Source organism: Thioclava sp. JM3 (assembly GCF_002213185.1).
Classification (GTDB): Bacteria; Pseudomonadota; Alphaproteobacteria; order Rhodobacterales; family Rhodobacteraceae; genus Thioclava; species Thioclava nitratireducens.
The window spans coordinates 1-21,746 of sequence record NZ_NBOB01000006.1 but is presented as its reverse complement, the minus strand read 5'-3'; the positions used below and the strand labels follow the sequence as shown (position 1 = coordinate 21,746).

Below are 21,746 nucleotides of genomic sequence, written 5' to 3'. Positions count from 1 at the left end.
GTAGCTCCGGGCCACGACAAGGGCAAGCGGCCTCGCACCGTGCTGAGATGTCTGGCCTCGCCGCAACGGCTTCTCTCCGCGCGGGGCGCACGAAGAAACTGGGGAAGGGGCTACGGCGCTCTCGAGTCAACCGACATGCGAGGAATGCGACCGAATGATACAGTGAATCGGAAACTTCGTCCCAAGCCGGCAACCCCCCGCGCGTCTGGAAAACGGTGCCGTCCGCCGAACTCCCAGGTTGCAAGAAGGGGCGCGCGAAGGGATTGCGGAACGCAGCGCACTCGGGCTATGGGCGATCCATGCCCAGATATGCCTTGAAAATCGAATATGACGGGGGCCCCTTTGCCGGGTGGCAACGTCAGGCCGATCAGCCTTCGGTGCAAGGCGCGGTCGAGGACGCTTTGGCGAAGCTCGAACCCGGCCCCCACACGATCGCCGCGGCGGGACGCACCGATGCGGGCGTTCATGCGACCGGGCAGGTGGCCCATGCCGATCTGAAGAAGGACTGGGACCCGTTCCGACTTTCGGAAGCGCTGAATTATCATCTCCGCCCCGCGCCGGTGGCGATACTCGCCTGTGCCCGGGTCGACGACGAATTCCACGCCCGGTTCTCGGCGCAGGAGCGGCGCTACCTGTTCCGGCTCGTGCAACGTCGTGCGCCGACGACCCATGACCGCGGTCTGGTCTGGCGCGTGCAGAACCCGCTGGACGTGGAGGCGATGCGCGAAGGCGCGTCGCATCTGATCGGGCACCATGATTTCACGACGTTTCGTTCGACCATGTGCCAATCGAAATCGCCGGTCAAAACGCTCGACGAGATCCGGATCGAAGAACATGACATTCTACATGGGCGCGAGGTGCGGTTTCATTTGCGCGCTCGCAGCTTCCTGCACAATCAGGTCCGTTCGATCGTCGGCACGCTGGAGCGGGTCGGTGCTGGCTCCTGGCCGGCCGAGCGCGTCGCCGAAGCGCTCGCCGCCCGCGACCGCGCCGCATGCGGTCCGGTCTGTCCGCCGCAGGGCCTCTATCTAAGCGCCGTCGGCTATCCCAGCGATCCCTTCGGCTGACACGGTCTGGCCCCCGGCCGGGGCGCGCGGTATCGGCAGCTGAGTTGGAAGCGAGGTCTTGCGCTTTTCCATCGGGGCGAAGCTCCGACTTTCCTTCATCGCGCGCGTGACCTGGCTTGCCATTGCTCCGCTTCGCCTGCGCGGCGTGATCTCGAAATTCTGCGCTTTTTGAATATCAGCGTCAGGCCCTCCGGGCACCTGAACGACAGGCGAAGCAGGGTCGTCGCCCTCCAACCGTTGCAGACGCGAGATGATCTCATCCAGCCGCGCCGCGCAACGCTGCCCCAAGGCAGCGTCGAGATAGCGCAGAAACATGGCGGTCTCGCGTCTCGAGAGATGGGGGACGGGGACATCTCGAATCTTCGGATGTGCGGTCGCTTGGCTACGCGCGCCGGTCACCGGAGCTTCATGCAATTTCTCGCCCGGACGCAGGCCGATAGGCAAAAGCTCGATATCGCCTTCTGGACAGTCCGGTCCGCGAAGGCGCAACCCGCGCGCTTCGACCATCTGCCGGGCGAGATCGCCGATCCGGATCGGCGCGCCCATGTCGAGTGCATAGACCCGTCCTGCGCCGTCCCAACGCCCTGCGATCAGCACAAGCCGCGCGGCCTCGGCGATCGTCATGAAGTAGCGCGTGGCCTCGGGATCGGTGAGCGTGATCGGCCCGCCCTGCGCGATCTGTCGCTCGAATATCGGCACGACCGACCCGGATGAGCCGAGCACATTCCCGAAGCGCACGATGGAGAAGACGGTCGCGCCCGCACGGCGCGCAAGATCCTGCACGACCAATTCGGCCATTCGTTTAGACGCCCCCATGACCGAGCGGGGCGCGATCGCCTTGTCACTCGAAATCAGCACGAAACGCGCAACTTTCGCGGCGCGGGCGGCGCGCGCGAGACAGACCGTGGCGGCGACGTTATTCGCGCATCCCGAGAAGGGATTCTGCTCGACCAGAACGACATGTTTGTAGGCGGCGGCGTGGAATACGACGTCGATCGTTTCGCGCGAGAATATCTCATGCACCAGCGCCGCATCCGCTGCAGAGCCGAGCCGCGTGACAAGTTCGGTGCCCGCGCGCTCCGCCAGCGGGCTCAGGTCGGAGAGGATTGTGAAGAGCGCCGTTTCCGATAGCTCGAGAAGGACCAGTTTCGCCGGACGACAGGCGAGTATCTGGTGGCAAAGCTCCGCCCCGATGGAACCGCCCGCCCCCGAGATGAGCATGGTTTTGCCGCGGTAGAACTCCGTGTCGGGTGGATCGTCTTCCGTGATCTCGGAGCGACCAAGCCACCGTTCGGAGCGCACCGGCTGCAGCCGCGCGGCGAGATCGGCGCCACCGACCAGAAGCGCGAAATCCGGCAATGCCTCGCAGCGCAGTCCGAGGGCCGAGAGGTCTCGCGCCAGCGCGGCCTTGCGCGGCGTGGGCAGGAGCGGGTCGGCGAGAACGACGCGATCGACGTTGAACTTGCGGATCAGTGCCTCGCGCGTCACGTGGCCGAGAACCGGAACCCCGTCCAAGGTCGCACCGCGCAGAACCGGGCTGTCATCGAGAAACGCGCAGGTCAGGAAACCGGATCGATCGCGCAACGCCCGCGCCAGCGCGAGCCCCTCCGGGGTCGCGCCGTAGATTGCGATGCGCGAGACGACGTACGAGCGGCGATACAGCACTGCGGTCAGCCCCAGAAGAACCCAGCGTTGAGCCACGAGGCCAGACAGGAACGCGCCCCCGAAGAAGAATGCGATCGCGCCACCTCGCCATCCAGGACTGATCCAGAGGGCAAATACCAGAAGGCAGGAGACACCCAATGCCTTCCCCGCCCCATCCCTTGCGAAGTCCTTCAGGGGCAAGCGGGCAAGACCGGTGCCGAGGCTCACTGATGCGGCGACGATACCCCCCACCGTCAGAAAGACTGGCGAAGGGAGCCCAAGGCTCCATCCCGGCGACGTGGTTGCGAAATGCATTGCTGCGGCAAGGCATCCTATCGCCAGAAGCGCATCGAGCGCCGCGATGACAGCCGCCTTGCGCGGGCGCGACATTGCGATCAGCCGCGTCGCGATCTTGTCGGTGAGCACCGAACTCATGCGCGCGCTCTGCGCAGGGTTTGCCAGATCAGCGCGAGATCGAGCCAGCACGAGGCCCGACGTTGGTACAGCAGATCAAGCCGCGCTTTCTGTGGAACGCAGACGCGGTCATAGATCCGCCGCGCCTCCTCCGCGGAACGACACGATGCCATCAGCCGCGCCTCTTTCGCGGCGAACTGGACGCTCGCAAGCCCGGTGATACCCGGCGGACTTGTAAGCACCTGTGCGTAAAGCTCGGGAAATCGCTCCACCACCTCGCGCAGCGGCGGGCGCGGTCCGACGAAGCTCATGTCGCCGCGCAGCACGTTCCATATTTGCGGCAATTCATCCGCGTGGCAGCGGCGCAACAGCCGGCCAAGCGGCGTAATCCGTCTGGCTTTATGGCCGCCGGAGACGCCGTAATCGCCGGGATCCGCCGCCATCGTGCGAAACTTCCACATGCGGAAGCTACGCGTGGGACTGTGCATCCGCTCACCCCCGTGGAACCACGGTCGCCCCTGCACCATCGCGATGACCAGCCAGACCAGCGCGATCAGCGGCACCACCATGGGTAGCGCGAGCATCGCCAGTGTCAGATCGAAGAGACGTTTACGCCTGCGCCGGACCTGGATCATGCCAATTCTCCTGCTGTGGATCATCACCGAAGAAACGAAACCTTCGCGAGCCTATGCCTCTTCCAGTTGCGATGTGGTTAACGCCAAACCGTCATGAGATGTGACCGGACCTCACGGCACCTGACACCGATACAATCGGCTGTATGGACTTCGCCGGACGCCAGTGGTTGGATCGCGCCCGATACGAAGGAGGCACCGATGGCATTCGGCAAAAACATCCGCACATGGTTCGAAGGCGCATGGCACGAGGGCGATATCGCCGTGATGCGCGCCGCCGATCACGGGCTTTGGCAGGGCAGCTCGGTCTTTGACGGGGCGCGACTTTTCGACGGGGTCGTGCCCGATCTAGACCTGCATTGCGCACGCACCAACCGCTCCGCCGAGGCGCTGATGATCACGCCGACCATCGCACCCGAGGAGATGGTCGAAATCGCGCGCGAGGGGCTGCGGAAATATGACAAGGGTGCCGCTGTCTACGTGCGCCCTATGTACTGGGCGATCGCGGGCTCGGATCTGGGCGTCGCACCGAAGCCCGGCGAAACCGGATTCGCGCTGTGCCTCGAAGAGGTGGCAATGCCCGACCCGGGCAAGTCGACGACGCTGACCACGACGCAGTTCCGCCGTCCCGTTCTTGCCGACAACGTCACCGACGCGAAGGCGGGCTGCCTCTATCCGAACAACGCCCGAATGCTGGTCGAGGCGCAGCGCAAGGGCTTCGGCAACGCGCTGGTGCAGGACGCCATGGGTAACGTCGCCGAAAGCGCGACCGCGAATGTCTGGATGGTAAAGGATGGCGAGTATTTCACGCCGATGCCGAACGGCACCTTCCTCGCAGGCCTCACACGCAAGCGGATCATGGGCCTTCTGCGCGAGGGCGGCGAGACGGTGCATGAAGCGGTGCTGACGCTCGACGATTTCCGCAATGCCGACGAGGTCTTCCTGACCGGCAACTTCGCCAAGGTCACCCCGGTCGCGGGCTTCGACGATGTCAGCTACACGCCCCGCAAGGGCACACAGCGGGCGCGCGAAGCCTATATGGACTGGGCGCAAGGCTCGCCGCTTTGAGCCTCGACACCCCTGCGGTTGCCAAAGGCCCCTCGCCGGGCGATGATCCGCAGACACCCCGTCCCGGAGGAGCCATGCGCAAGTTTCTGGTTGTGCTCGACGATACCCGCGAATGCCTCAACGCGATGCGGTTCGCGGCGATGCGCGCGAACCATACCGGCGGCGGCGTGATCATCCTTTCGGTGATTCCACCCGACGAGTATCAGCATTGGATCGGCGTAGCCGAGATCATGCGCGACGAAGCCCGCGAGCGGATCGAGGCGCATTTCGAGGTTTTCGCGAAATGGATGCGCGACCGGCAGGGCGTAGAGCCGGAACTGGTGATCCGCGAAGGCGAGCCGGTGCCCGAGATCATCGCCGTGATGGACGAGCATCCCGAGATCGGCGTTCTGGTACTCGGCGCGGGCTCAGGCAAGGGCGGCGCGGGTCCGCTAGTGACGCAGATGGTCAAGCAGGCGGGGACGCTGCCCTGCCCGTTGACGATCGTGCCGGGCGAGATGTCGAAGGAAAAGCTCGAACAGATCACCTGACCGATGCCGATGCCCTGGACCTATCGCCATGCGCAGAAGGAGTTCGCCTCTTTCCTCGCAGATGCGCGCGATCGGATGGGCCTCGATTCCGACAACATGACCTACACGGCGATCGAGGGGGTTTTCGTGACCTTCCGCGCGCGGCTGCGCCCTGTCGAGGCCATCGCCTTCGCCGATTGCCTGCCTGCGGTGGTACGTGCGGTTTTCCTGTATCACTGGGATGTGATGGCAGCGCCGCGCCCGTTCGGCAGCCGGACCGAGATGACGCGCGAAGCGCAGGCGTTGCGCCCACATCACAACCTGACCCCCGATAACGCCATCGAGGCCACCGCCTTTGCGCTCTGGCGCCATGTCAATCATCGTGACTTCGGGGCCGCTCTCAAGCGGATCGGGCCGGAAGCGGAAGCATTTTGGCGCCCGGAGGTGGCCGATCCTGCCGAGATCGCGCCGCGCATCATCTAGCGCATAGCCGCGATTACTTGATTAATTCAGTCGGAAGGCGCATATCAGCGGCAAGCCAAGGAGGCACGCGATGTTTATTCAGACCGAGACGACCCCGAACCCCGCGACGCTAAAATTCCTGCCCGGCCAGACCGTGCTGGAGACCGGCACCGCTGATTTCCCCTCCGCCGAGACGGCGGCCAAATCGCCGCTGGCCAAGCGCGTTTTCGCAGTACCCGGCGTGACCGGAGTGTTCTTTGGTTCGGATTTCGTGACCGTGACGAAGGATGACACGACCAGCTGGGATCATGCGAAACCGGCGATCCTCGGCGCGATCATGGAGCATTTCCAGTCCGGCGCCCCGGTGATCGAAGGCGAAGCTGCGCCCTCGGGCCATGCCGAGCATGACGGCGAGGACGGTGCGATCGTCTCGCAGATCAAGGAGTTGCTCGACACCCGCGTGCGCCCGGCCGTGGCGCAGGACGGTGGCGACATCACCTTCCACGGCTTCGAGCGAGGCGTGGTCTACCTGCACATGCAGGGCGCCTGCGCAGGCTGCCCGTCGTCGACGCTGACGCTCAAGATGGGGATCGAGAACCTGCTCAGACATTACATCCCCGAGGTTTCAGAGGTGCGTCCGGTCAATGCCTGATCTGACGTTAGGCTTCGACACATCGGCCGCGCATTGCGCGGCCGCTTTGCTGTCGGGTGAAGACTGCCTCGCTTCCCGCCACGAAGAGATGGGACGTGGTCAGGCGGAACGGCTTGTGCCGCTTCTGGAAGAACTCCTCGCCGAGGTGGGCGTTTGCTGGCGCGACGTGACGCGAATCGGCGTCGGGATCGGACCGGGAAATTTCACCGGCGTCCGTATCGCCGTATCCGCCGCACGCGGGCTTTCACTGAGCCTGAGGGCCCCGGCTCTGGGCGTCTCGATCACCGAGGCCACACAGTTCGGTAGTAAGGGCCCGGTGCTTGCGGCGGTCGCAGCCCCGCGCGAGCGTGTCTATCTCGAAGGATTTCGCATGGCCCGGCCCGTTTCGCTCGATCTGCACGATCTCGATGCGCTTCCCGAAGGGCTGACCGAACCCGCGCTGACGTGCATCGGCTCCGCAGCCGAAGCGGTCGCCCAACGGATCGGCGCCGCTGCCGCGCCTGCGGCTTTTTCGCCGGCCGAAGCGATCGCACGCATCGCGGCGAAGCGCGAAGTGGTTGCCGGCGAACGGCCCGCGCCGCTCTACCTGCGTGCCGCAGATGCCGCCCCGCCCTCCGATCCGCCGCCAAGGATCCTCGACTGATGCGCGCCGAAGCTCTCGCCGAACTGCACGCCGCCTGTTTCACCACGCCACGCCCTTGGAACGAAGCCGAGTTCCGGGATCTGATGCGCGGTCCCGGCACCTTTCTGCTGAACGAGAACCGAGGCTTCCTGCTGGGACGCGTCATCGCGGGCGAAGCCGAGCTTCTGACCCTCGCCGTCGACCCGAAAGCGCGCCGCAACGGCACGGGACGCGCGTTGGTCGAGCGTTTCGCGCAAGAAGCCGCAGAGCTGGGGGCCGAGAGCGCCTTCCTAGAAGTCTCCGCCGAGAATGATGCCGCACGCGCGCTTTACGCAGCGACCGGCTGGAAGGAATCAGGCCGTCGCAAGGGCTATTACCGCGGTCCGGAGGGCGAACGCATCGACGCGCTGGTTCTTACGCTGCCACTCTCTAGAGCGGGAAGCTGACCGTTCAATCAAATTTGTCTCGCGACCTCGCGTCATCCGCAACTTGACGCTTGACCCCCTCGGCAAGCTCTGCCCAAATCGCTGTGTCCGCGCGCCGAACAGAGCGCGCCAACAGGCTTTTCCAACAGGGCCATAACGACTCGGGAGTAATCCATGACCTATTTCACCAAGTTCCTCGGCGCCGCGACCGCGCTCGCGCTGAGCGCCGGGGCCGCGCTGGCCGATCCCGCGATCATTTATGATCTGGGCGGCAAGTTCGACAAGAGCTTCAACGAAGCCGCCTTCAACGGCGCGAAGCGTTGGGCGGAAGAGACCGGCGGCTCCTACAAGGAACTGGAGATGCAGTCGGAAGCTCAGCGTGAGCAGGCCCTGCGCAAACTCGCCGAGTCGGGTGCCAATCCGATCGTGATGACCGGCTTCGCCTTCGGCGACACGCTCAACACCGTCGCCCCCGACTATCCCGACACGAAATTCGCGATCATCGACATGATCGTCGACCAGCCCAATGTGCAGTCGATAATGTTTAAATCCGAACAGGGTTCATACCTCGTCGGCATGATGGCTGCGATGGCCTCGAAAACCGGCACTGTCGGCTTCGTGGGCGGCATGGATGTTCCCCTTATTCGGCAATTTGCCTGCGGCTATGTTCAGGGTGTGAAAGCGACCAATCCCGACGCGAAAGTCATCCAGAACATGACGGGCACCACCCCGGCGGCCTGGAACGACCCAGTGAAGGGCGGCGAGATCGCCAAGGCCCAGATCAGCCAAGGTGCCGACGTGATCTACGCCGCTGCCGGTGGCACCGGCATCGGTGTTCTGCAAGCGGCGGCCGACGCAAACATTCTGTCGATCGGCGTGGACAGCAACCAGAACTATCTGCACCCGGGCCAAGTACTCACGTCGATGCAGAAGCGCGTCGACAACGCAGTCTTTGACGCGTTTTCCGCCGGTCCGGATTTGAAGACCGGTACAAGAACGATGGGTCTTTCCGATGACGGCGTTGCAGTCGCAATGGACGACAACAACAAGTCGCTAGTTACCCCCGAAATGCAAAAGGCTGTCGAACAAGCCAAACAGGAAATCATCGACGGCAAGATCGAAGTGCATGACTACATGTCGGATGACAGCTGCCCGGTCGAGTGATGAACGGAACAGAGTCGAACAACGCGGGGCGGCAGGCAACTGCCGCCCTTGCCACTGAAAACGCCAGCGATGCGGCCGAGGCGGCCCATGCTGCCGCAACGCCCACGGGCGCGCCCGCGATCGAGCTTAAAGGCATCTCGAAAGCCTTCGGCACGGTGCAGGCCAACAAGGACATTTCGATCCGGGTCATGCCCGGCACGATCCACGGCATCATCGGCGAGAACGGCGCGGGGAAATCCACGCTGATGTCGATCCTCTACGGCTTCTACAAGGCGGATGCGGGCGAGATCTGGATCAAGGGCAAGCACACTCATATCCCCGACAGCCAGGCTGCGATCAGCGCCGGCATCGGCATGGTCTTCCAGCATTTCAAGCTGGTGCAGAATTTCACCGTGCTCGAGAACATCATCCTTGGCGCCGAGGATGGCGCACTTCTGCGCCCCTCGCTGTCGAAGGCGCGCAAGGAACTCAAGCGCCTCGCCGAGGAATACGAGCTCAACGTCGATCCCGACGAGAAGATCGAAGAGCTTTCCGTCGGCCACCAGCAGCGCGTGGAAATCCTCAAGGCGCTGTATCGTCAAGCAGATATCCTGATCCTCGACGAGCCGACCGGGGTGCTGACACCTGCAGAGGCCGACCACCTGTTCCGCATCCTCGATTTCCTGCGCAAGGAAGGAAAGACGATCATTCTGATCACGCACAAGCTGCGCGAGATCATGGAGATCACCGACACTGTTTCTGTGATGCGCCGCGGCGAGATGACGGCGACCGTGAAGACCGCCGAGACCTCGCCCGAGCAACTCGCCGAGCTGATGGTGGGCCGCAAGGTTCTGCTGAACGTCGACAAGACAGCAGCCCAGCCCGGCAAGACCGTACTGGAGATCGAGAACCTCCGCGTGAAGGACGAAGACGGGATCGAACGCCTCAAGGGCATCAATCTCGAAATCCGCGCGGGCGAAATCCTCGGCATTGCGGGCGTGGCGGGCAACGGCCAATCCGAACTGCTGGAAATCCTCGGCGGTTTCGCCAAGGGCACCGGCAACATCCGCATCAACGGCGAAGAGATCGACCTTACCGGCAAGCATAGCGACGGCCAGTCGCGGCGGCGTCGGGGCATCTCGCACGTTCCCGAAGATCGCCACAGTCTCGGGCTGATCCTCGATTTCGCCGCTTGGGAGAACATGATCTTCGGCTATCACTCGGATCCGGCCTATCAGAAGAACCGCTTCGTGATGGACAATACGGGGATCGTCGCCCACACCGCCGAGGCGATGGAGCGTTTCGACGTGCGCCCGCCGATCCCGACCCTGCCGGCAAAAAGCTTCTCGGGCGGCAACCAGCAGAAAATCGTGCTGGCGCGAGAGATCGAAAGAGATCCGGCCCTGCTGCTGGTGGGGCAACCGACCCGCGGCGTCGATATCGGCGCGATCGAATTCATCCACAAACGCATCATCGAACTGCGCGACCAAGGCGCTGCGATCCTGCTGGTCTCGGTCGAGCTTGACGAGATCCGGGCGCTCTCGGACCGGGTCGCGGTCATGTTCGACGGGCAGATCATGGGCATCGGCCCCGTCGAGACCGCCACGCAGACCGGCATGGGCTGCCTGATGGCGGGCATGGGCGGCGAGGACGTGCGCGGCATGGACGGCTGGACCATCGCCGCGCCCGAGGAGAGCCAATAATGGAAAAGACACCGAAATGGGTCGACGTGGCCCTGATCCCGCTCCTCAACCTGCTGATCGCCTTCGTGATCTCGGGGATCGTGGTGCTGCTGATCGGTGAAGACCCGATCAAGGCGATCAAGGTCATGGTCTCGGGCGCGCTCGGCTCGCCCTATGGCTGGGGCTACACGCTATATTACGCGACCAACTTCATCTTCACCGGCCTCGCCGTCGCCGTCGCCTATCACGCCAGCCAGTTCAATATCGGCGGCGAGGGTCAGGCGACGCTGGGCGGGCTTGGCGTGGCGCTGGTACTGCTGGCCTTCCCGTGGCCACATTGGAGCATCGCGCTGATCGCGGCGATGGCGGGCGGCGCGATCTTCGGCGCGGCCTGGGCGGCGATCCCAGCCTATCTGCAAGCGAAGCGCGGCAGCCATATCGTGATCACCACGATCATGTTCAACTTCATCGGCGCGGCGGTGCTGAACTACATGCTGGTCAACGTGCTGCGTCCGCGCGGCTCGATGGACCCGGCCACCGCTCGCTTCGGGCCCGCAACCCATCTGCCGACCTTCCATGATTTCCCGTTGGTCGGACAGTTCTTCTCGAAATCGGTCCCGGCGAACGTGTCGTTCTTCGTGGCGATCCTCGCCTGCTACCTCGTCTGGGTACTGATCTGGCGCACCAAGCTGGGCTTCGAGATCCGCGCCTTCGGGCGGTCGGAAAGCGCGGCGCGCTATGCAGGCATTTCGCCGGTGAAGATCGTGATGGCCGCGATGCTGATCTCTGGCGCTCTCGCCGGGCTGATGGCGATCAACAACGTGATGGGCGAAGCGCATCGTCTCGTGCTGAATTCGGTCGAGGGCGCAGGCTTCATCGGGATCGCCGTCGCGCTGATGGGCCGCAACCACCCGTTCGGCGTGTTCCTTGCAGCACTTCTCTTCGGCTTTCTCTACCAAGGCGGCGGCGAGCTGGCGCTGGAAACCACGATCCCGCGCGAGCTGATCACCGTGATCCAGGCGCTGGTGATCCTGTTCACCGGGGCCTTCGACAACATGCTGCGCGCACCGATCGAGAGCTTCTTCGTCGCGCGCGCCAACGCCCGGAAGGAGGCCTGAGATGGATTTCGGAACGATCATCGAAATTCTCGATAGCGCCGTTCGTCTCGGCACGCCGCTGCTGCTGGCCTGCCTCGCGGGCCTGTTCTCGGAACGCGCAGGCATTTTCGACATCGGCCTTGAAGGCAAGATGCTGATGGCCGCCTTCTTCTCCGGCGCGGTCGCGGCGGTGACGGGCAATGCGTGGCTCGGTCTTCTGGCGGGTGTCGCGGGCTCGATGAGCCTCGCCTTCGTGCACGGCCTCGCCTCGATCACCTTCCGCGGCAATCAGCTGATCTCTGGCGTCGCGGTAAACTTCCTTGCCTCGGGCTTTACCGTGCTGATCGCACAAAGCTGGTTCCAGCAGGGCGGTCGCACACCGCAGCTTTCGGGCAACGGGCGCTTCGATCCGATCACGCTGCCCGGTGCGGACGCGATAAAGGATGTTCCCTTCTTCGGGCCGATCTACTCGAACCTGATCTCGGGCCACTCGATCCTCGTCTATGTCGCCTTTGCGATGGTGCCGATCACCTGGTGGGTGCTGTTCCGCACCCGCTTCGGCCTGCGCCTGCGCGCGGTGGGCGAGAACCCGGAATCGGTCGACACCGCGGGCATCTCGGTCATCCGGATGCGCTACACCGCCGTCGCCATCACCGGCGTTCTGGCGGGGCTGGGTGGCGTCTATCTGGCAACCGGTCTGGCGGCTGGCTTCGTGAAGGAAATGACCGCCGGGCGCGGCTATATCGCTCTGGCCGCTCTGATTTTCGCGAAATGGCGGCCGGTTCCGGCGCTTGGCGCGACGATGCTCTTCGGCCTGCTGGAAGCGATCTCGAACCGCTATCCGAACATCGATCTGGGCGTAATCACGCTGCCGATCCAGTTCATGCAGGCGGTGCCCTACATCCTCACCGTGATCATCCTCGCCGGCTTCATCGGCAAGGCGATCCCGCCGCGTGCAGGGGGGCAGCCCTATGTCAAAGAGCGCTGAACTCGCGCAACTGATCCGCGAACGCGCGGGCGACGAGGCCCCGCGCCTCGGCCTGATCCTCGGCTCCGGCCTCGGCCATCTGGCCGAGGAGGTCGAGGGTGTCGCGATCCCCTATTCGGAGCTTCCGGGCTTTCCCCATGCGGGCGTCTCGGGCCACAATCCGAAGCTGGTGATCGGCACGCTCGAAGGCGTCCGCGTCGCGGTCTTCGGCGGTCGGGTTCACTATTATGAACACGGCAACCCCGCCGAGATGCGCCTGCCGCTGGAGATCCTCAAGGAGCTCGGTTGCGAAAGCCTGCTGCTGACCAATGCGGCCGGAAGCCTGCGTGAGGACATCCAGCCCGGCGGGCTGATGATGCTGAACGATCATATCAACTTCTCGGGCAACAACCCCCTGATCGGCGAGCCTTCGGATGCGCGTTTCGTGCCGCTGACCGAGGCGCACGACCCTGAAATCCGTGCCGAGCTCAAAGCCGCGGCCCGGGCCGAAGGGATCGAACTGCCCGAAGGCGTCTATTGCTGGTTTTCCGGCCCGACCTTCGAGACCCCCGCCGAAATCCGCGCCGCCAAGATCTTCGGCGCCGATGCGGTGGGCATGTCGACCGTGCCGGAAGTGATCCTTGCGCGTTTCCTCGGGCTGCGCGTCGCCGCCGTCTCCGTCATCACCAATATGGGGGCGGGCATGGCGCAGGAGAATATCAGCCACGAGCAGACCAAGGCGATCGCCCCCATGGGCGCAGCCAAGCTCGAGCAGGTTTTGCGACGATATCTGCAACAGTTGTAACCCTGCGGCACGGCGGGGTTTGACTTCGCCTGTCCTTCGGGGACACTAACGATGCAACCTCCTCAGCGGGTGCAGTCCATGCAGATCTACCTGCCCATCGCCGAAGTCTCGGTCAATATCTTCACCCTGCTGGGGCTCGGCGGCATCGTGGGGCTGCTCTCAGGCCTGTTCGGCGTGGGCGGCGGCTTCCTGATCACGCCGCTTCTGTTCTTCATCGGCATCCCGCCTTCCGTCGCGGTGGCGACCGGCGCCAACCAGGTCGTCGCCTCCTCGGTCTCAGGGGTTCTTGCGCAGCTCAAACGCAAGGCGGTCGACATCCCGATGGGGCTCGTGCTGCTGGTGGGCGGCCTTCTTGGCTCGGCAAGCGGTATCTACGTCTTCAACCTGCTCACCGCGCTCGGCCAGATCGACCTCGCGGTGCAGCTTTGCTACGTCGTCTTTCTCGGCCTGATCGGACTACTTATGCTGCAGGAGGGCATCCGCACTCTGCAAAAGCAGCGCAAGGGCGGTGGCGCGCGCAAGAAACGCGTGCAGCACACCTGGGTCCACAAGCTGCCCTTCAAGTTCAAGTTCCGGGCCTCGGGCCTGTATATCTCGGTGATCCCGCCGCTGCTGGTCGGCACCTTGGTCGGGATTCTCGCGGCGATCATGGGCGTCGGCGGCGGTTTCATCATGGTTCCGGCGATGATCTACCTGCTGAACATGCCGACCAAGGTCGTGATCGGCACCTCGCTGTTCCAGATTCTATTCGTCTCGGCCTTCACGACGCTGATGCACGCGATCACCAACCAGACGGTCGACGTGATGCTGGCGCTGCTGCTGATCGTCGGCGGCGTGATCGGCGCACAGATCGGCTCGCGTCTGGGCGCGCGGCTGAAGGCGGAACAGCTTCGTATTTTGCTTGCGCTTCTCGTGATCATCGTCGCAGGCAAGCTCGGCCTCGACCTCGTGCTGCATCCGGCCAATCTCTACTCCATCGCATCGGGGGGCGAATGATGATCCGTGCCGCTCTTCTCGTCCTCGGCCTTTGCGCAGCCGCCCTGCCCGCTTTGGCGCAGACCCGGCAAGTACTCCCCGCGCGCCCCGGGATGCCGATCACCAATCGCCCCGAGCCAGACGAGCAGATCGTCGCGGGGCTGAGCCGTGACAATATCGGCATCACAACGTCCTTCGACGGGTCACAAATCCTGATCTACGGCGCCATCAAGCGCGAGGCCCCGCAGCCCGACGGGCAGAAACTCGCGGTGATCGTGACGCTGGAAGGTCCGCTCGGCCCGGTCACGATCCGCCGGAAATCGCGCGAATTCGGCATCTGGGTGAACACGGCCTCCGTCGGCGTGGCCGCCGCGCCCAGTTATTACGCCGTCGCCACCTCCGGTCCGATGGAGGACATCCTCTCGCGGCGCACCGATATCCAGCAGCGCATCTCGATCCCGCTCGCGATGCGGGCCTTCTCCGGGCCGATCACGGTCGAGGATTCGATCCCCTTCACCGAGGCGATGGTCGATATCCGCAAGCAGCAAGGCCTCTACAAGATGGAGTCGGGCGGCGTGCATATCGTCGACGACACACTGTTCCGCGCCGACTTCGCGCTGCCGGCGAACCTCATCGAGGGCGATTACAAGACCCGCATCTTCCTACTGCGCGGCGGCAAGCTGGTGGACAAATACCAATCCGCGATCGAAGTGCGCAAAGTCGGGCTTGAGCGGTGGCTCTACTCGCTCGCCCATGAGAACGCGCCGCTCTACGGGCTTTTGTCACTGGCGCTTGCGGTCTTCGCTGGCTGGGCCGCCGCTGCGATCTTCCGCTTCGTGCGTTAACCACGCCCGACGAAGGGCATTCCGCTCGCCATCACCGTCATGTTGAGCACATTCGCATCCAGCGGCAGCGACGCCATGTGCAGCACCGAGCGCGCGACATTCGCCACATCCATCGTAGGCTCCGCCGTCTTCGCCGCCGCCTGATCCATATTCGCCAGAAGCCCGGTGCGCGCGTTGCCCACGTCGATCTGCCCGCAGGCGATGTCGAAATCGCGCCCGTCCAGCGCGATCTGCTTGGTCATGCCGTTGATCGCGTGTTTCGTGGTCGTATAGGCGAGCGATTTCGCGCGCGGCACCTGCCCCGAGATCGAGCCGTTATTGATGATCCGTCCGCCGCGCGGGGCCTGCCTGCGCATCTGCGCGAAAGCGGCCCGGGCGCAAAGAAACATCCCCGTCAGGTTCACCGCGATACAGGCATCCCAATCCTCGAGCGTAACCTCGTCGGGCAAGGCGGCAGGCGGGAACATCCCAGCATTGTTGAACAGCACGTCGATCCGGCCGAACCTGGCGACCACCTCGGCAAAGGCACGCTCCACCGCTTGCGCATCGCTCACGTCGCAGGCCACCGCCAGCCCGTCGCCCTTCGCGGCGACCTCCGCCAGCTTGTCTTCCGAACGTGCCAGACAGGCGACCTGCCAGCCCTCGGCCAGCGCGGCCTCTGCCACCGCGCGCCCGATCCCGGCGCTCGCCCCGGTCACCACCATAACGCCCATGTCACCCCTCCTTCGCCTTGGCTTAAATATCCCCGCCGGAGCCTCCTGCCCTATCCGTCCTGCGGTTCGGCTTTCAGTTCCAGCTTACCGCCGCCTTTCGGCAGGTCGTCAATGGTCAGCGGCGCCGAGGGCCGTGCCAGCCGCGCCCGCACCACCCAGAGCAGGCGATGCTGCGCCCGGGTGATCGCGACATAGGCCAGCCGCTTCCACAGCGGGATACCCGCCTCGATGCGCCCTGCCCTGTAAGCCGCGTAGATATCCGGCGCGAAAACCTGCACATCCTCCCATTGCGAGCCTTGCGCCTTGTGGATGGTCACTGCCGCCCCATGCAGGAAGGTGGCACCCATCCGGGCCGCGAACGGAATGAACGGCTCTTCCTCGTCCGGCATCTCGATCTTCACGATCGAGGCCGCCGAAAGCCGCGGATCTTCCGCCCCCATCACATGTAGCCGCGAGAAACCGGGCTTCTTGCCGGGGCCGAGATAGATCACCTGCGCGCCCTTGATCAGCCCGCGCGCTTCCAGATCAATCCGCTTCTTGCGGTGCTTTACCGGCAGTTCGATCCCGTCGCAGATCAAGGGCTCGCCCGGCAGCATCATGTCGGCGGGCGCGGAATGGGCCGCGCGGAAGGCATGGATCAACCGGATGCGCGTCGCGTTGCGCCAGACAAGCACCGGCGAGCGCGCCATCAGATCGCTCTCCACCCGCTCGGCCCAGACGACGCGGTCATCCTTCGCCGCCGCCTTCTCGATCTCGCGCTCGAACTGCTCGAAGGTCAGGCTGTCGTCGCCCAGCATATGCGCCAGATCGAGGATCGGGTTATCTTCGGCCTGCCGGTGGATGCGGTGCAGAATGTGTTTGCGCTCGTCGGGCAGCCGTTCGAACACCATCTCGCCCGACTGGTTCACCGGAGCGAGCTGCGCCGGGTCGCCGAACAGAACCAGCGTCGGGAAAATCTCGCGCAGATCGTCGAACTGCCGCTCGTCGAGCATCGAGGCTTCGTCGACAAAACCGATATCGAGCGGGTCTTCGCGCCGTTTCCAGCCATTGATGAAATCCGAGCCGCGCAACCCCGCCGAAGCCAGCGCCGCCGGGATCGATTTGTGCAGATCGTAGAAGGCCTTCGCCCGGTCGAGCGTCTCTTCGGTGAGCCCCATCTCGATCAGCAATTCAGGCTTCGGACGCTCGCCCTGACCGGTGAGCCATTCCGCGATCCGTTCGTATTCCGGGTCGTAGACGGGGGTGTAGAGAATGCGGTGGATCGTCGTCGCGGGCACCCCGCGCGAGCGCAACACGCTCGCGGCCTTGTTCGTCGGCGCGAGGATTGCCAGCGTCCGCTTCTCCTTGCGCCGCTTGCCCTCGAAATCGCCCGAGACCAGATCGACCCCTGCCGCCTCCAGCGCCTTGTAGAGTTCCGCCAGAAGCAGCGTCTTGCCCGACCCCGCCTTGCCGATCACCGACAGCACGCGTTTGCTGCCGCTTTCAGGCGTCATCGCGCCTTCGAGAATATCGACCCCCGCCGCCTCGAGCGCGGAAGCAACGGCATCCCAAGCCTCGGCCTGGTCCTCGGAAAACTGGATCATGGGGGTCGTCATGGCGCGACCTTACCCGCGCACATTGGCGGGCGGAAGGGAGAAAGGGCGCGGTTTTCGCGGGGTCCGCCACCGGGAGCCTCCGGCGGGGATATTTGGGTCGAGAAGAAGACGCCTGCCCCTTCCCGATCCCAATTGGCTTGCGCGTTCAGGCCGCCTTCTCGGCCGGGGTCGCGAGCGTCACGATATCCATCATGATCCGGTTCAGCTCGAAATCTTTGGGCGTGTAGACGCGGGCGACGCCGAAGCTGAGAAGCTTCTTCGCGTCCTCATCCGGGATGATCCCGCCCACGACGACCGGGACATGGTCGAGGCCCGCCGCGCGCATCCGCTCCATCAGTTCCTCGATCAGCGGCATATGCGAGCCGGACAGGATCGACAGCCCCACCACATGCGCCTCGTCCTCGATGGCTTTCGCGACGATCTGTTCCGGCGTCAGGCGGATGCCGTCATAGGTGATGTCCATGCCGCAATCGCGGGCACGGAAGGCGATCTGCTCGGCGCCGTTCGAGTGGCCGTCGAGGCCCGGCTTGCCGACGAGGAATTTCAGGCGGCGGCCCAGCTGCGAGCTGACCGCGTCCACGGCTTCGCGGATATCGTCGAGCCCTTCGGTCTGGTTCGAGGGCGAACGCGAGACGCCCGTCGGACCGCGATACTCGCCGTGAACCGAACGCATCACGCCCGCCCATTCGCCGGTAGTCGCGCCCGCTTTCGCGGCAGCAATCGAGGCTTCCATGACGTTCTTGCCGGCTTTCGCGTCCGCCTTGAGCTGGGCCAGCGCAGCCTGCACGGCGGCCTCGTCGCGCTCGGCCCGCCATGTGTTCAGCCGGTCGATCTGCTCCTGTTCCACCGCCGGGTCGACGACCATGATCCCGCCATCGCCTGCGGTCAGCGGAGAGGGCTCGCCCTGCTGCCAGCGGTTCACGCCGACGACGATGGTCTGCTCGGCCTCGATGCGGTTGATCCGGGCGGCGTTCGATTCCACCAGACGCGACTTCATGTAGTCGATCGCGGCGATCGCCCCGCCCATCCCGTCGAGCGTTTCGAGTTCGGCGCGGGCGCCATCTTTCAGTGCCTCGACCTTGGCGGTCACCGCCGGATTACCGTCGAAGAGGTCGCCATATTCCAGCAGGTCGGTCTCATAGGCCATGATCTGCTGCATCCTGAGCGACCATTGCTGATCCCACGGGCGCGGTAGACCCAGCGCCTCATTCCACGCAGGCAGCTGCACCGCGCGTGCGCGCGCGTTCTTCGACAGCGTCACGGCCAGCATCTCGATCAGGATACGGTAGACGTTGTTCTCCGGCTGCTGCTCGGTCAGGCCCAGGGAGTTCACCTGCACACCATAGCGGAAACGGCGGAATTTCTCATCCTCGACGCCGTAGCGGTCACGGCAGATTTCGTCCCAAAGCTCCGTGAATGCGCGCATTTTGCACATCTCGGTGACAAAGCGGATGCCCGCATTCACGAAGAAGGAGATGCGGCCGACCATCGCCGGGAAGGCCTCTTCCGGTACTTTGGTTTTCAGATCGTCGAGCACTGCAATCGCCGTCGCCAGCGCGAAGGCCAGTTCCTGCTGCGGCGTCGCCCCGGCTTCCTGCAGGTGGTAGGAACACACATTCATCGGGTTCCATTTCGGCAAGTGCTCGCGGGTATAGGCCGCGACATCGGTGATCATCGCGAGGCTCGGCTTCGGCGGGCAGATATAGGTGCCGCGCGACAGGTATTCCTTCACCAGATCGTTCTGCACCGTGCCCTGCAGCTTCGAGACATCCGCGCCCTGCTCCTCGGCCACCGCGATGTAGAGCGACAAGAGCCACGGCGCGGTCGCGTTGATCGTCATCGAGGTGTTCATCTGCTCGAGAGGGATCTCATCGAACAGCGCGCGCATGTCGCCCAGATGGCAAATCGGCACGCCGACCTTGCCCACCTCGCCGCGCGACAGGACATGGTCGCTGTCATAGCCGGTCTGGGTCGGCAGATCGAAAGCCACGGAGAGCCCCGTCTGTCCTTTGGCGAGGTTGTTGCGATAGAGCGCGTTCGAGGCGGCAGCCGTGGAATGGCCCGCATAGGTGCGAAACAGCCAGGGGCGGTCTTTGGCGGGCATCGTGTCGGTCATTGCGGCCTCCATCGGGGTGCGAATCTTGTCTGCGCAATATTGTTGCGCGTTTGGATGGTTTAAATTCAATTTTGTGATCCTGTCAATTCGCTGCGTCGCGGCGAGGCGGCAGCCTCAAGGGAACGCATCGTAGCAGGGCGGGGTTTTGACGGGGAGACCACCTTAGGAGAGCCCTTTGAAACTGCTGATCGTTCCCGCCCTCGCCCTTGCTGCCACTCTGCCCGCCTGCACCCGAGAGCAGGTCACCGACAACTCCGTGGATGCTGCCAAGCTCGGCGGTCGGGTGGTGGTCAATACCGCCGTTGGAGCAACAAACCTTGGCTATGAAGGGGGCAAGGCAGCCTATGGCGCAGTGAGGAACGCGCGCAACCAGGAAGGCGAAGCTTTCCCCGACGGGGCGCTTCTCTGCAGCGTCGGCGATGGCAGTTTCGTCAAAGCGAAAAGAGCCAAGGACGGGAGTTACAGCTGCCCCGAACTTTGATCTATGATCCGCGCCGCGCGAAACAGCAGGGACATATTATTTCAAAACTATACATTACAACTATTGCAAAGTTACTCGGCCATGCGTAACTCTCCTACTCAACCCGCCCCGATTCTGCGGCGCGGCGAGATTTTGACAGGAGAGAGCCATGGCCCTTGATCAGGAAACCGGGATCGCGCCCTACGACGCGCCGGAGAAGGACCTTTACGAGATCGGCGAGATGCCGCCCCTCGGCTACGTCCCCCCGAAAATGTACGCGTGGGCGATCCGCCGCGAACGCCATGGCGAGCCCGAGCAGTCGTTCCAGCAGGAAGTCGTCGACACCTGGGAGATCGACAGCCACGAAGTGCTGGTGCTCGTGATGGCCGCTGGCGTGAACTATAACGGCGTCTGGGCAGGCCTCGGCGTGCCGATCTCGCCCTTCGACGGGCACAAGCAGCCCTATCACATCGCGGGCTCGGACGCTTCGGGCATCGTCTGGAAGGTGGGCGACAAGGTCAAACGCTGGAAGGTCGGCGACGAGGTCGTGATCCACTGCAACCAGGACGACGGCGACGACGAGGAATGCAACGGTGGCGATCCGATGTTCTCGCCCAGCCAGCGGATCTGGGGCTACGAGACGCATGACGGCTCGTTCTCGCAATTCACCCGCGTGCAGGCGCAACAGCTGATGCCGCGCCCGAAACACCTGACCTGGGAAGAGGCCGCCTGCTACACGCTGACGCTGGCCACCGCCTACCGGATGCTGTTCGGTCACCACCCGCATGAGCTCAAGCCCGGCCAGAACGTGTTGGTCTGGGGTGCCTCTGGCGGTCTCGGCTCCTATGCGATCCAGCTCGCGAACACCGCGGGCGCAAATGCGATCGGCGTGATCTCGGACGAGAGCAAGCGCCAGTTCGTGATGGATCAGGGCGCCAAGGGCGTGATCAACCGCAAGGAGTTCAATTGCTGGGGGCAGCTGCCCACGGTCAACACGCCGGAATATAACGAATGGCTGAAAGAGGCTCGCAAGTTCGGGAAGGCGATCTGGGACATCACCGGCAAGGGCGTGAACGTGGACATGGTCTTCGAACACCCTGGCGAGGCGACCTTCCCGGTCTCGACGCTGGTGGTGAAGAAGGGCGGCATGGTCGTGATCTGCGCCGGCACCTCCGGCTTCAACTGCACCTTCGACGTGCGTTACATGTGGATGCACCAGAAGCGTCTGCAGGGCTCGCACTTCGCTAACCTCAAGCAGGCGGCCTCGGCCAACAAGCTGATGGTAGAGCGGCGTCTGGACCCCTGCATGTCCGAAGTCTTCCCGTGGGATCAGATCCCGCAGGCCCATACCAAGATGCTGCGCAACGAGCATAAGCCGGGCAATATGGCGGTGCTGGTTCAGGCTCCGAGAACCGGTTTGCGCACCTTCGAGGATGCGCTGGAAGCGGGCCGCCGCGACTGACGACCCATTTATGTTTCACGAGAAACCCGCGCTCGCGACGGGCGCGGGTGTTCTGGTGTGGGGGCTTCCGGGTGCGTCAGAGCCTTGGGTGGGCGCTTTGTCCGGCCGGTGCCCGGGCGCTTTATCTTGCAAGCCCGTTGGTCACTCGTGTCCGCTCTGTCCTCGCCAATGCGCCCTCCCGGGGAAGGGGCGGGCGAGGCCCGGGATGGTCGCCCCAAGCCAAGGACGCAACCCCAAATGAAAACGCCCGGCCATTCCGACCGGGCGCCTCGGTAGTGCTCATCGCTCAGGCCGCCTCTGTCGCGCCGTCGGGGGTTTTGGCGCCTGTCATGAAGGCGACGGCGTCCGACATCGAGTGTTGCTTCGGATCGATGACGCAGAGCCGTTTGCC

Annotated in this window: 21 protein-coding genes and 1 pseudogene; 16 read left to right on the top strand and 6 right to left on the bottom strand. The window is 64.2% G+C overall.

Annotated features, from left to right (window positions below):
- The first annotated feature begins 299 nt into the window (after positions 1 to 299).
- Positions 300 to 1,067, top strand: a complete 768-nt coding sequence (gene truA, locus B6V73_RS12095) for a tRNA pseudouridine(38-40) synthase TruA (protein ID WP_088719443.1) — start codon at positions 300 to 302, stop codon at positions 1,065 to 1,067.
- Here the strand turns inward: truA and B6V73_RS12090 are convergent.
- Positions 1,029 to 3,146, bottom strand: coding sequence for a polysaccharide biosynthesis protein (locus B6V73_RS12090; RefSeq protein WP_088725371.1), 2,118 nt, complete (start codon positions 3,144 to 3,146; stop codon positions 1,029 to 1,031). The two genes, truA and B6V73_RS12090, sit on opposite strands and share 39 nt — an antisense overlap.
- A complete protein-coding gene (locus B6V73_RS12085; RefSeq protein ID WP_088725370.1) occupies positions 3,143 to 3,760 on the bottom strand; it encodes a sugar transferase in 618 nt (205 codons plus the stop codon). The genes B6V73_RS12090 and B6V73_RS12085 overlap by 4 nt, the downstream gene beginning before the upstream one ends.
- Before the next feature lie 198 nt (positions 3,761 to 3,958).
- Here B6V73_RS12085 and B6V73_RS12080 point away from each other — a divergent pair, with 198 nt between their 5' ends.
- The 13 genes from B6V73_RS12080 to B6V73_RS12020 all read left to right on the top strand — a co-directional run bounded on the left by B6V73_RS12080 (position 3,959) and on the right by B6V73_RS12020 (position 15,009).
- Positions 3,959 to 4,825 carry a branched-chain amino acid aminotransferase gene (locus tag B6V73_RS12080; protein WP_088725369.1) on the top strand — a complete coding sequence of 289 codons (867 nt, stop codon included), beginning with the start codon at positions 3,959 to 3,961 and terminating at the stop codon, positions 4,823 to 4,825.
- 74 nt (positions 4,826 to 4,899) lie between these two features.
- Entirely contained in the window at positions 4,900 to 5,355 is a 456-nt protein-coding gene (locus tag B6V73_RS12075; protein ID WP_075773793.1) for a universal stress protein, read from the top strand.
- 3 nt (positions 5,356 to 5,358) lie between these two features.
- Entirely contained in the window at positions 5,359 to 5,817 is a 459-nt protein-coding gene (locus B6V73_RS12070) for a DUF2267 domain-containing protein (RefSeq protein WP_088725368.1), read from the top strand.
- A 70-nt stretch (positions 5,818 to 5,887) separates the two neighbouring features.
- Complete coding sequence (locus tag B6V73_RS12065) at positions 5,888 to 6,448, top strand: NifU family protein (protein ID WP_075773791.1); 561 nt, start codon at positions 5,888 to 5,890, stop codon at positions 6,446 to 6,448.
- On the top strand, positions 6,441 to 7,091 hold the full coding sequence (gene tsaB, locus B6V73_RS12060) for a tRNA (adenosine(37)-N6)-threonylcarbamoyltransferase complex dimerization subunit type 1 TsaB (RefSeq protein WP_088725367.1): 651 nt from the start codon (positions 6,441 to 6,443) through the stop codon (positions 7,089 to 7,091). Before B6V73_RS12065 ends, tsaB begins: the two co-directional genes overlap by 8 nt.
- Positions 7,091 to 7,516 (top strand): ribosomal protein S18-alanine N-acetyltransferase, encoded by a 426-nt coding sequence (gene rimI, locus B6V73_RS12055; RefSeq protein WP_088719439.1) that lies wholly within the window; start codon positions 7,091 to 7,093, stop codon positions 7,514 to 7,516. The genes tsaB and rimI overlap by 1 nt, the downstream gene beginning before the upstream one ends.
- A gap of 153 nt (positions 7,517 to 7,669) precedes the next feature.
- Positions 7,670 to 8,659 (top strand): BMP family ABC transporter substrate-binding protein, encoded by a 990-nt coding sequence (locus tag B6V73_RS12050; protein WP_088725366.1) that lies wholly within the window; start codon positions 7,670 to 7,672, stop codon positions 8,657 to 8,659.
- Entirely contained in the window at positions 8,659 to 10,341 is a 1,683-nt protein-coding gene (locus tag B6V73_RS12045) for an ABC transporter ATP-binding protein (protein ID WP_077701331.1), read from the top strand. Before B6V73_RS12050 ends, B6V73_RS12045 begins: the two co-directional genes overlap by 1 nt.
- Positions 10,341 to 11,438 carry an ABC transporter permease gene (locus B6V73_RS12040; RefSeq protein WP_075773787.1) on the top strand — a complete coding sequence of 366 codons (1,098 nt, stop codon included), beginning with the start codon at positions 10,341 to 10,343 and terminating at the stop codon, positions 11,436 to 11,438. Before B6V73_RS12045 ends, B6V73_RS12040 begins: the two co-directional genes overlap by 1 nt.
- A 1-nt stretch (position 11,439) precedes the next feature.
- Entirely contained in the window at positions 11,440 to 12,405 is a 966-nt protein-coding gene (locus B6V73_RS12035; protein ID WP_075773786.1) for an ABC transporter permease, read from the top strand.
- Positions 12,389 to 13,189, top strand: a complete 801-nt coding sequence (locus B6V73_RS12030; protein ID WP_088725365.1) for a purine-nucleoside phosphorylase — start codon at positions 12,389 to 12,391, stop codon at positions 13,187 to 13,189. Before B6V73_RS12035 ends, B6V73_RS12030 begins: the two co-directional genes overlap by 17 nt.
- 78 nt (positions 13,190 to 13,267) lie before the next feature.
- On the top strand, positions 13,268 to 14,185 hold the full coding sequence (locus B6V73_RS12025) for a sulfite exporter TauE/SafE family protein (RefSeq protein WP_075773784.1): 918 nt from the start codon (positions 13,268 to 13,270) through the stop codon (positions 14,183 to 14,185).
- The gene (locus B6V73_RS12020; protein WP_166504624.1) at positions 14,185 to 15,009 is read left to right on the top strand and encodes a TIGR02186 family protein; all 825 of its coding nucleotides are present in this window, start codon (positions 14,185 to 14,187) and stop codon (positions 15,007 to 15,009) included. The genes B6V73_RS12025 and B6V73_RS12020 overlap by 1 nt, the downstream gene beginning before the upstream one ends.
- Here B6V73_RS12020 and B6V73_RS12015 read toward each other — a convergent pair.
- The 3 genes from B6V73_RS12015 to B6V73_RS12005 form a co-directional block, all read right to left on the bottom strand.
- Entirely contained in the window at positions 15,006 to 15,722 is a 717-nt protein-coding gene (locus tag B6V73_RS12015; RefSeq protein WP_088725364.1) for an SDR family oxidoreductase, read from the bottom strand. The genes B6V73_RS12020 and B6V73_RS12015 overlap by 4 nt on opposite strands.
- Before the next feature lie 50 nt (positions 15,723 to 15,772).
- Positions 15,773 to 17,317 carry an AAA family ATPase gene (locus B6V73_RS12010; RefSeq protein WP_075773782.1) on the bottom strand — a complete coding sequence of 515 codons (1,545 nt, stop codon included), beginning with the start codon at positions 17,315 to 17,317 and terminating at the stop codon, positions 15,773 to 15,775.
- Positions 17,318 to 17,462: 145 nt separating this feature from the next.
- On the bottom strand, positions 17,463 to 19,445 hold the full coding sequence (locus tag B6V73_RS12005) for a protein meaA (RefSeq protein ID WP_276206798.1): 1,983 nt from the start codon (positions 19,443 to 19,445) through the stop codon (positions 17,463 to 17,465).
- Positions 19,446 to 19,608: 163 nt separating this feature from the next.
- Here B6V73_RS12005 and B6V73_RS12000 point away from each other — a divergent pair, with 163 nt between their 5' ends.
- Positions 19,609 to 19,914 carry a hypothetical protein gene (locus B6V73_RS12000; protein WP_088719433.1) on the top strand — a complete coding sequence of 102 codons (306 nt, stop codon included), beginning with the start codon at positions 19,609 to 19,611 and terminating at the stop codon, positions 19,912 to 19,914.
- A gap of 148 nt (positions 19,915 to 20,062) precedes the next feature.
- On the top strand, positions 20,063 to 21,355 hold the full coding sequence (gene ccrA / locus B6V73_RS11995) for a crotonyl-CoA carboxylase/reductase (RefSeq protein WP_075773779.1): 1,293 nt from the start codon (positions 20,063 to 20,065) through the stop codon (positions 21,353 to 21,355).
- A gap of 286 nt (positions 21,356 to 21,641) precedes the next feature.
- Here the strand turns inward: ccrA and B6V73_RS21125 are convergent.
- Positions 21,642 to 21,746 (bottom strand): annotated as a pseudogene (locus tag B6V73_RS21125) (sugar ABC transporter ATP-binding protein); the annotation flags it as partial.

Bases quoted from the DNA above. Each gene is read 5' to 3' on its own strand.
- truA (WP_088719443.1), top strand. From the start codon at position 300: ATGCCCAGATATGCCTTGAAAATCGAATATGACGGGGGCCCCTTTGCC.
- B6V73_RS12090 (WP_088725371.1), bottom strand. From the start codon at position 3,146: ATGAGTTCGGTGCTCACCGACAAGATCGCGACGCGGCTGATCGCAATG.
- B6V73_RS12085 (WP_088725370.1), bottom strand. From the start codon at position 3,760: ATGATCCAGGTCCGGCGCAGGCGTAAACGTCTCTTCGATCTGACACTG.
- B6V73_RS12080 (WP_088725369.1), top strand. From the start codon at position 3,959: ATGGCATTCGGCAAAAACATCCGCACATGGTTCGAAGGCGCATGGCAC.
- B6V73_RS12075 (WP_075773793.1), top strand. From the start codon at position 4,900: ATGCGCAAGTTTCTGGTTGTGCTCGACGATACCCGCGAATGCCTCAAC.
- B6V73_RS12070 (WP_088725368.1), top strand. From the start codon at position 5,359: ATGCCGATGCCCTGGACCTATCGCCATGCGCAGAAGGAGTTCGCCTCT.
- B6V73_RS12065 (WP_075773791.1), top strand. From the start codon at position 5,888: ATGTTTATTCAGACCGAGACGACCCCGAACCCCGCGACGCTAAAATTC.
- tsaB (WP_088725367.1), top strand. From the start codon at position 6,441: ATGCCTGATCTGACGTTAGGCTTCGACACATCGGCCGCGCATTGCGCG.
- rimI (WP_088719439.1), top strand. From the start codon at position 7,091: ATGCGCGCCGAAGCTCTCGCCGAACTGCACGCCGCCTGTTTCACCACG.
- B6V73_RS12050 (WP_088725366.1), top strand. From the start codon at position 7,670: ATGACCTATTTCACCAAGTTCCTCGGCGCCGCGACCGCGCTCGCGCTG.
- B6V73_RS12045 (WP_077701331.1), top strand. From the start codon at position 8,659: ATGAACGGAACAGAGTCGAACAACGCGGGGCGGCAGGCAACTGCCGCC.
- B6V73_RS12040 (WP_075773787.1), top strand. From the start codon at position 10,341: ATGGAAAAGACACCGAAATGGGTCGACGTGGCCCTGATCCCGCTCCTC.
- B6V73_RS12035 (WP_075773786.1), top strand. From the start codon at position 11,440: ATGGATTTCGGAACGATCATCGAAATTCTCGATAGCGCCGTTCGTCTC.
- B6V73_RS12030 (WP_088725365.1), top strand. From the start codon at position 12,389: ATGTCAAAGAGCGCTGAACTCGCGCAACTGATCCGCGAACGCGCGGGC.
- B6V73_RS12025 (WP_075773784.1), top strand. From the start codon at position 13,268: ATGCAGATCTACCTGCCCATCGCCGAAGTCTCGGTCAATATCTTCACC.
- B6V73_RS12020 (WP_166504624.1), top strand. From the start codon at position 14,185: ATGATCCGTGCCGCTCTTCTCGTCCTCGGCCTTTGCGCAGCCGCCCTG.
- B6V73_RS12015 (WP_088725364.1), bottom strand. From the start codon at position 15,722: ATGGGCGTTATGGTGGTGACCGGGGCGAGCGCCGGGATCGGGCGCGCG.
- B6V73_RS12010 (WP_075773782.1), bottom strand. From the start codon at position 17,317: ATGACGACCCCCATGATCCAGTTTTCCGAGGACCAGGCCGAGGCTTGG.
- B6V73_RS12005 (WP_276206798.1), bottom strand. From the start codon at position 19,445: ATGGAGGCCGCAATGACCGACACGATGCCCGCCAAAGACCGCCCCTGG.
- ccrA (WP_075773779.1), top strand. From the start codon at position 20,063: ATGGCCCTTGATCAGGAAACCGGGATCGCGCCCTACGACGCGCCGGAG.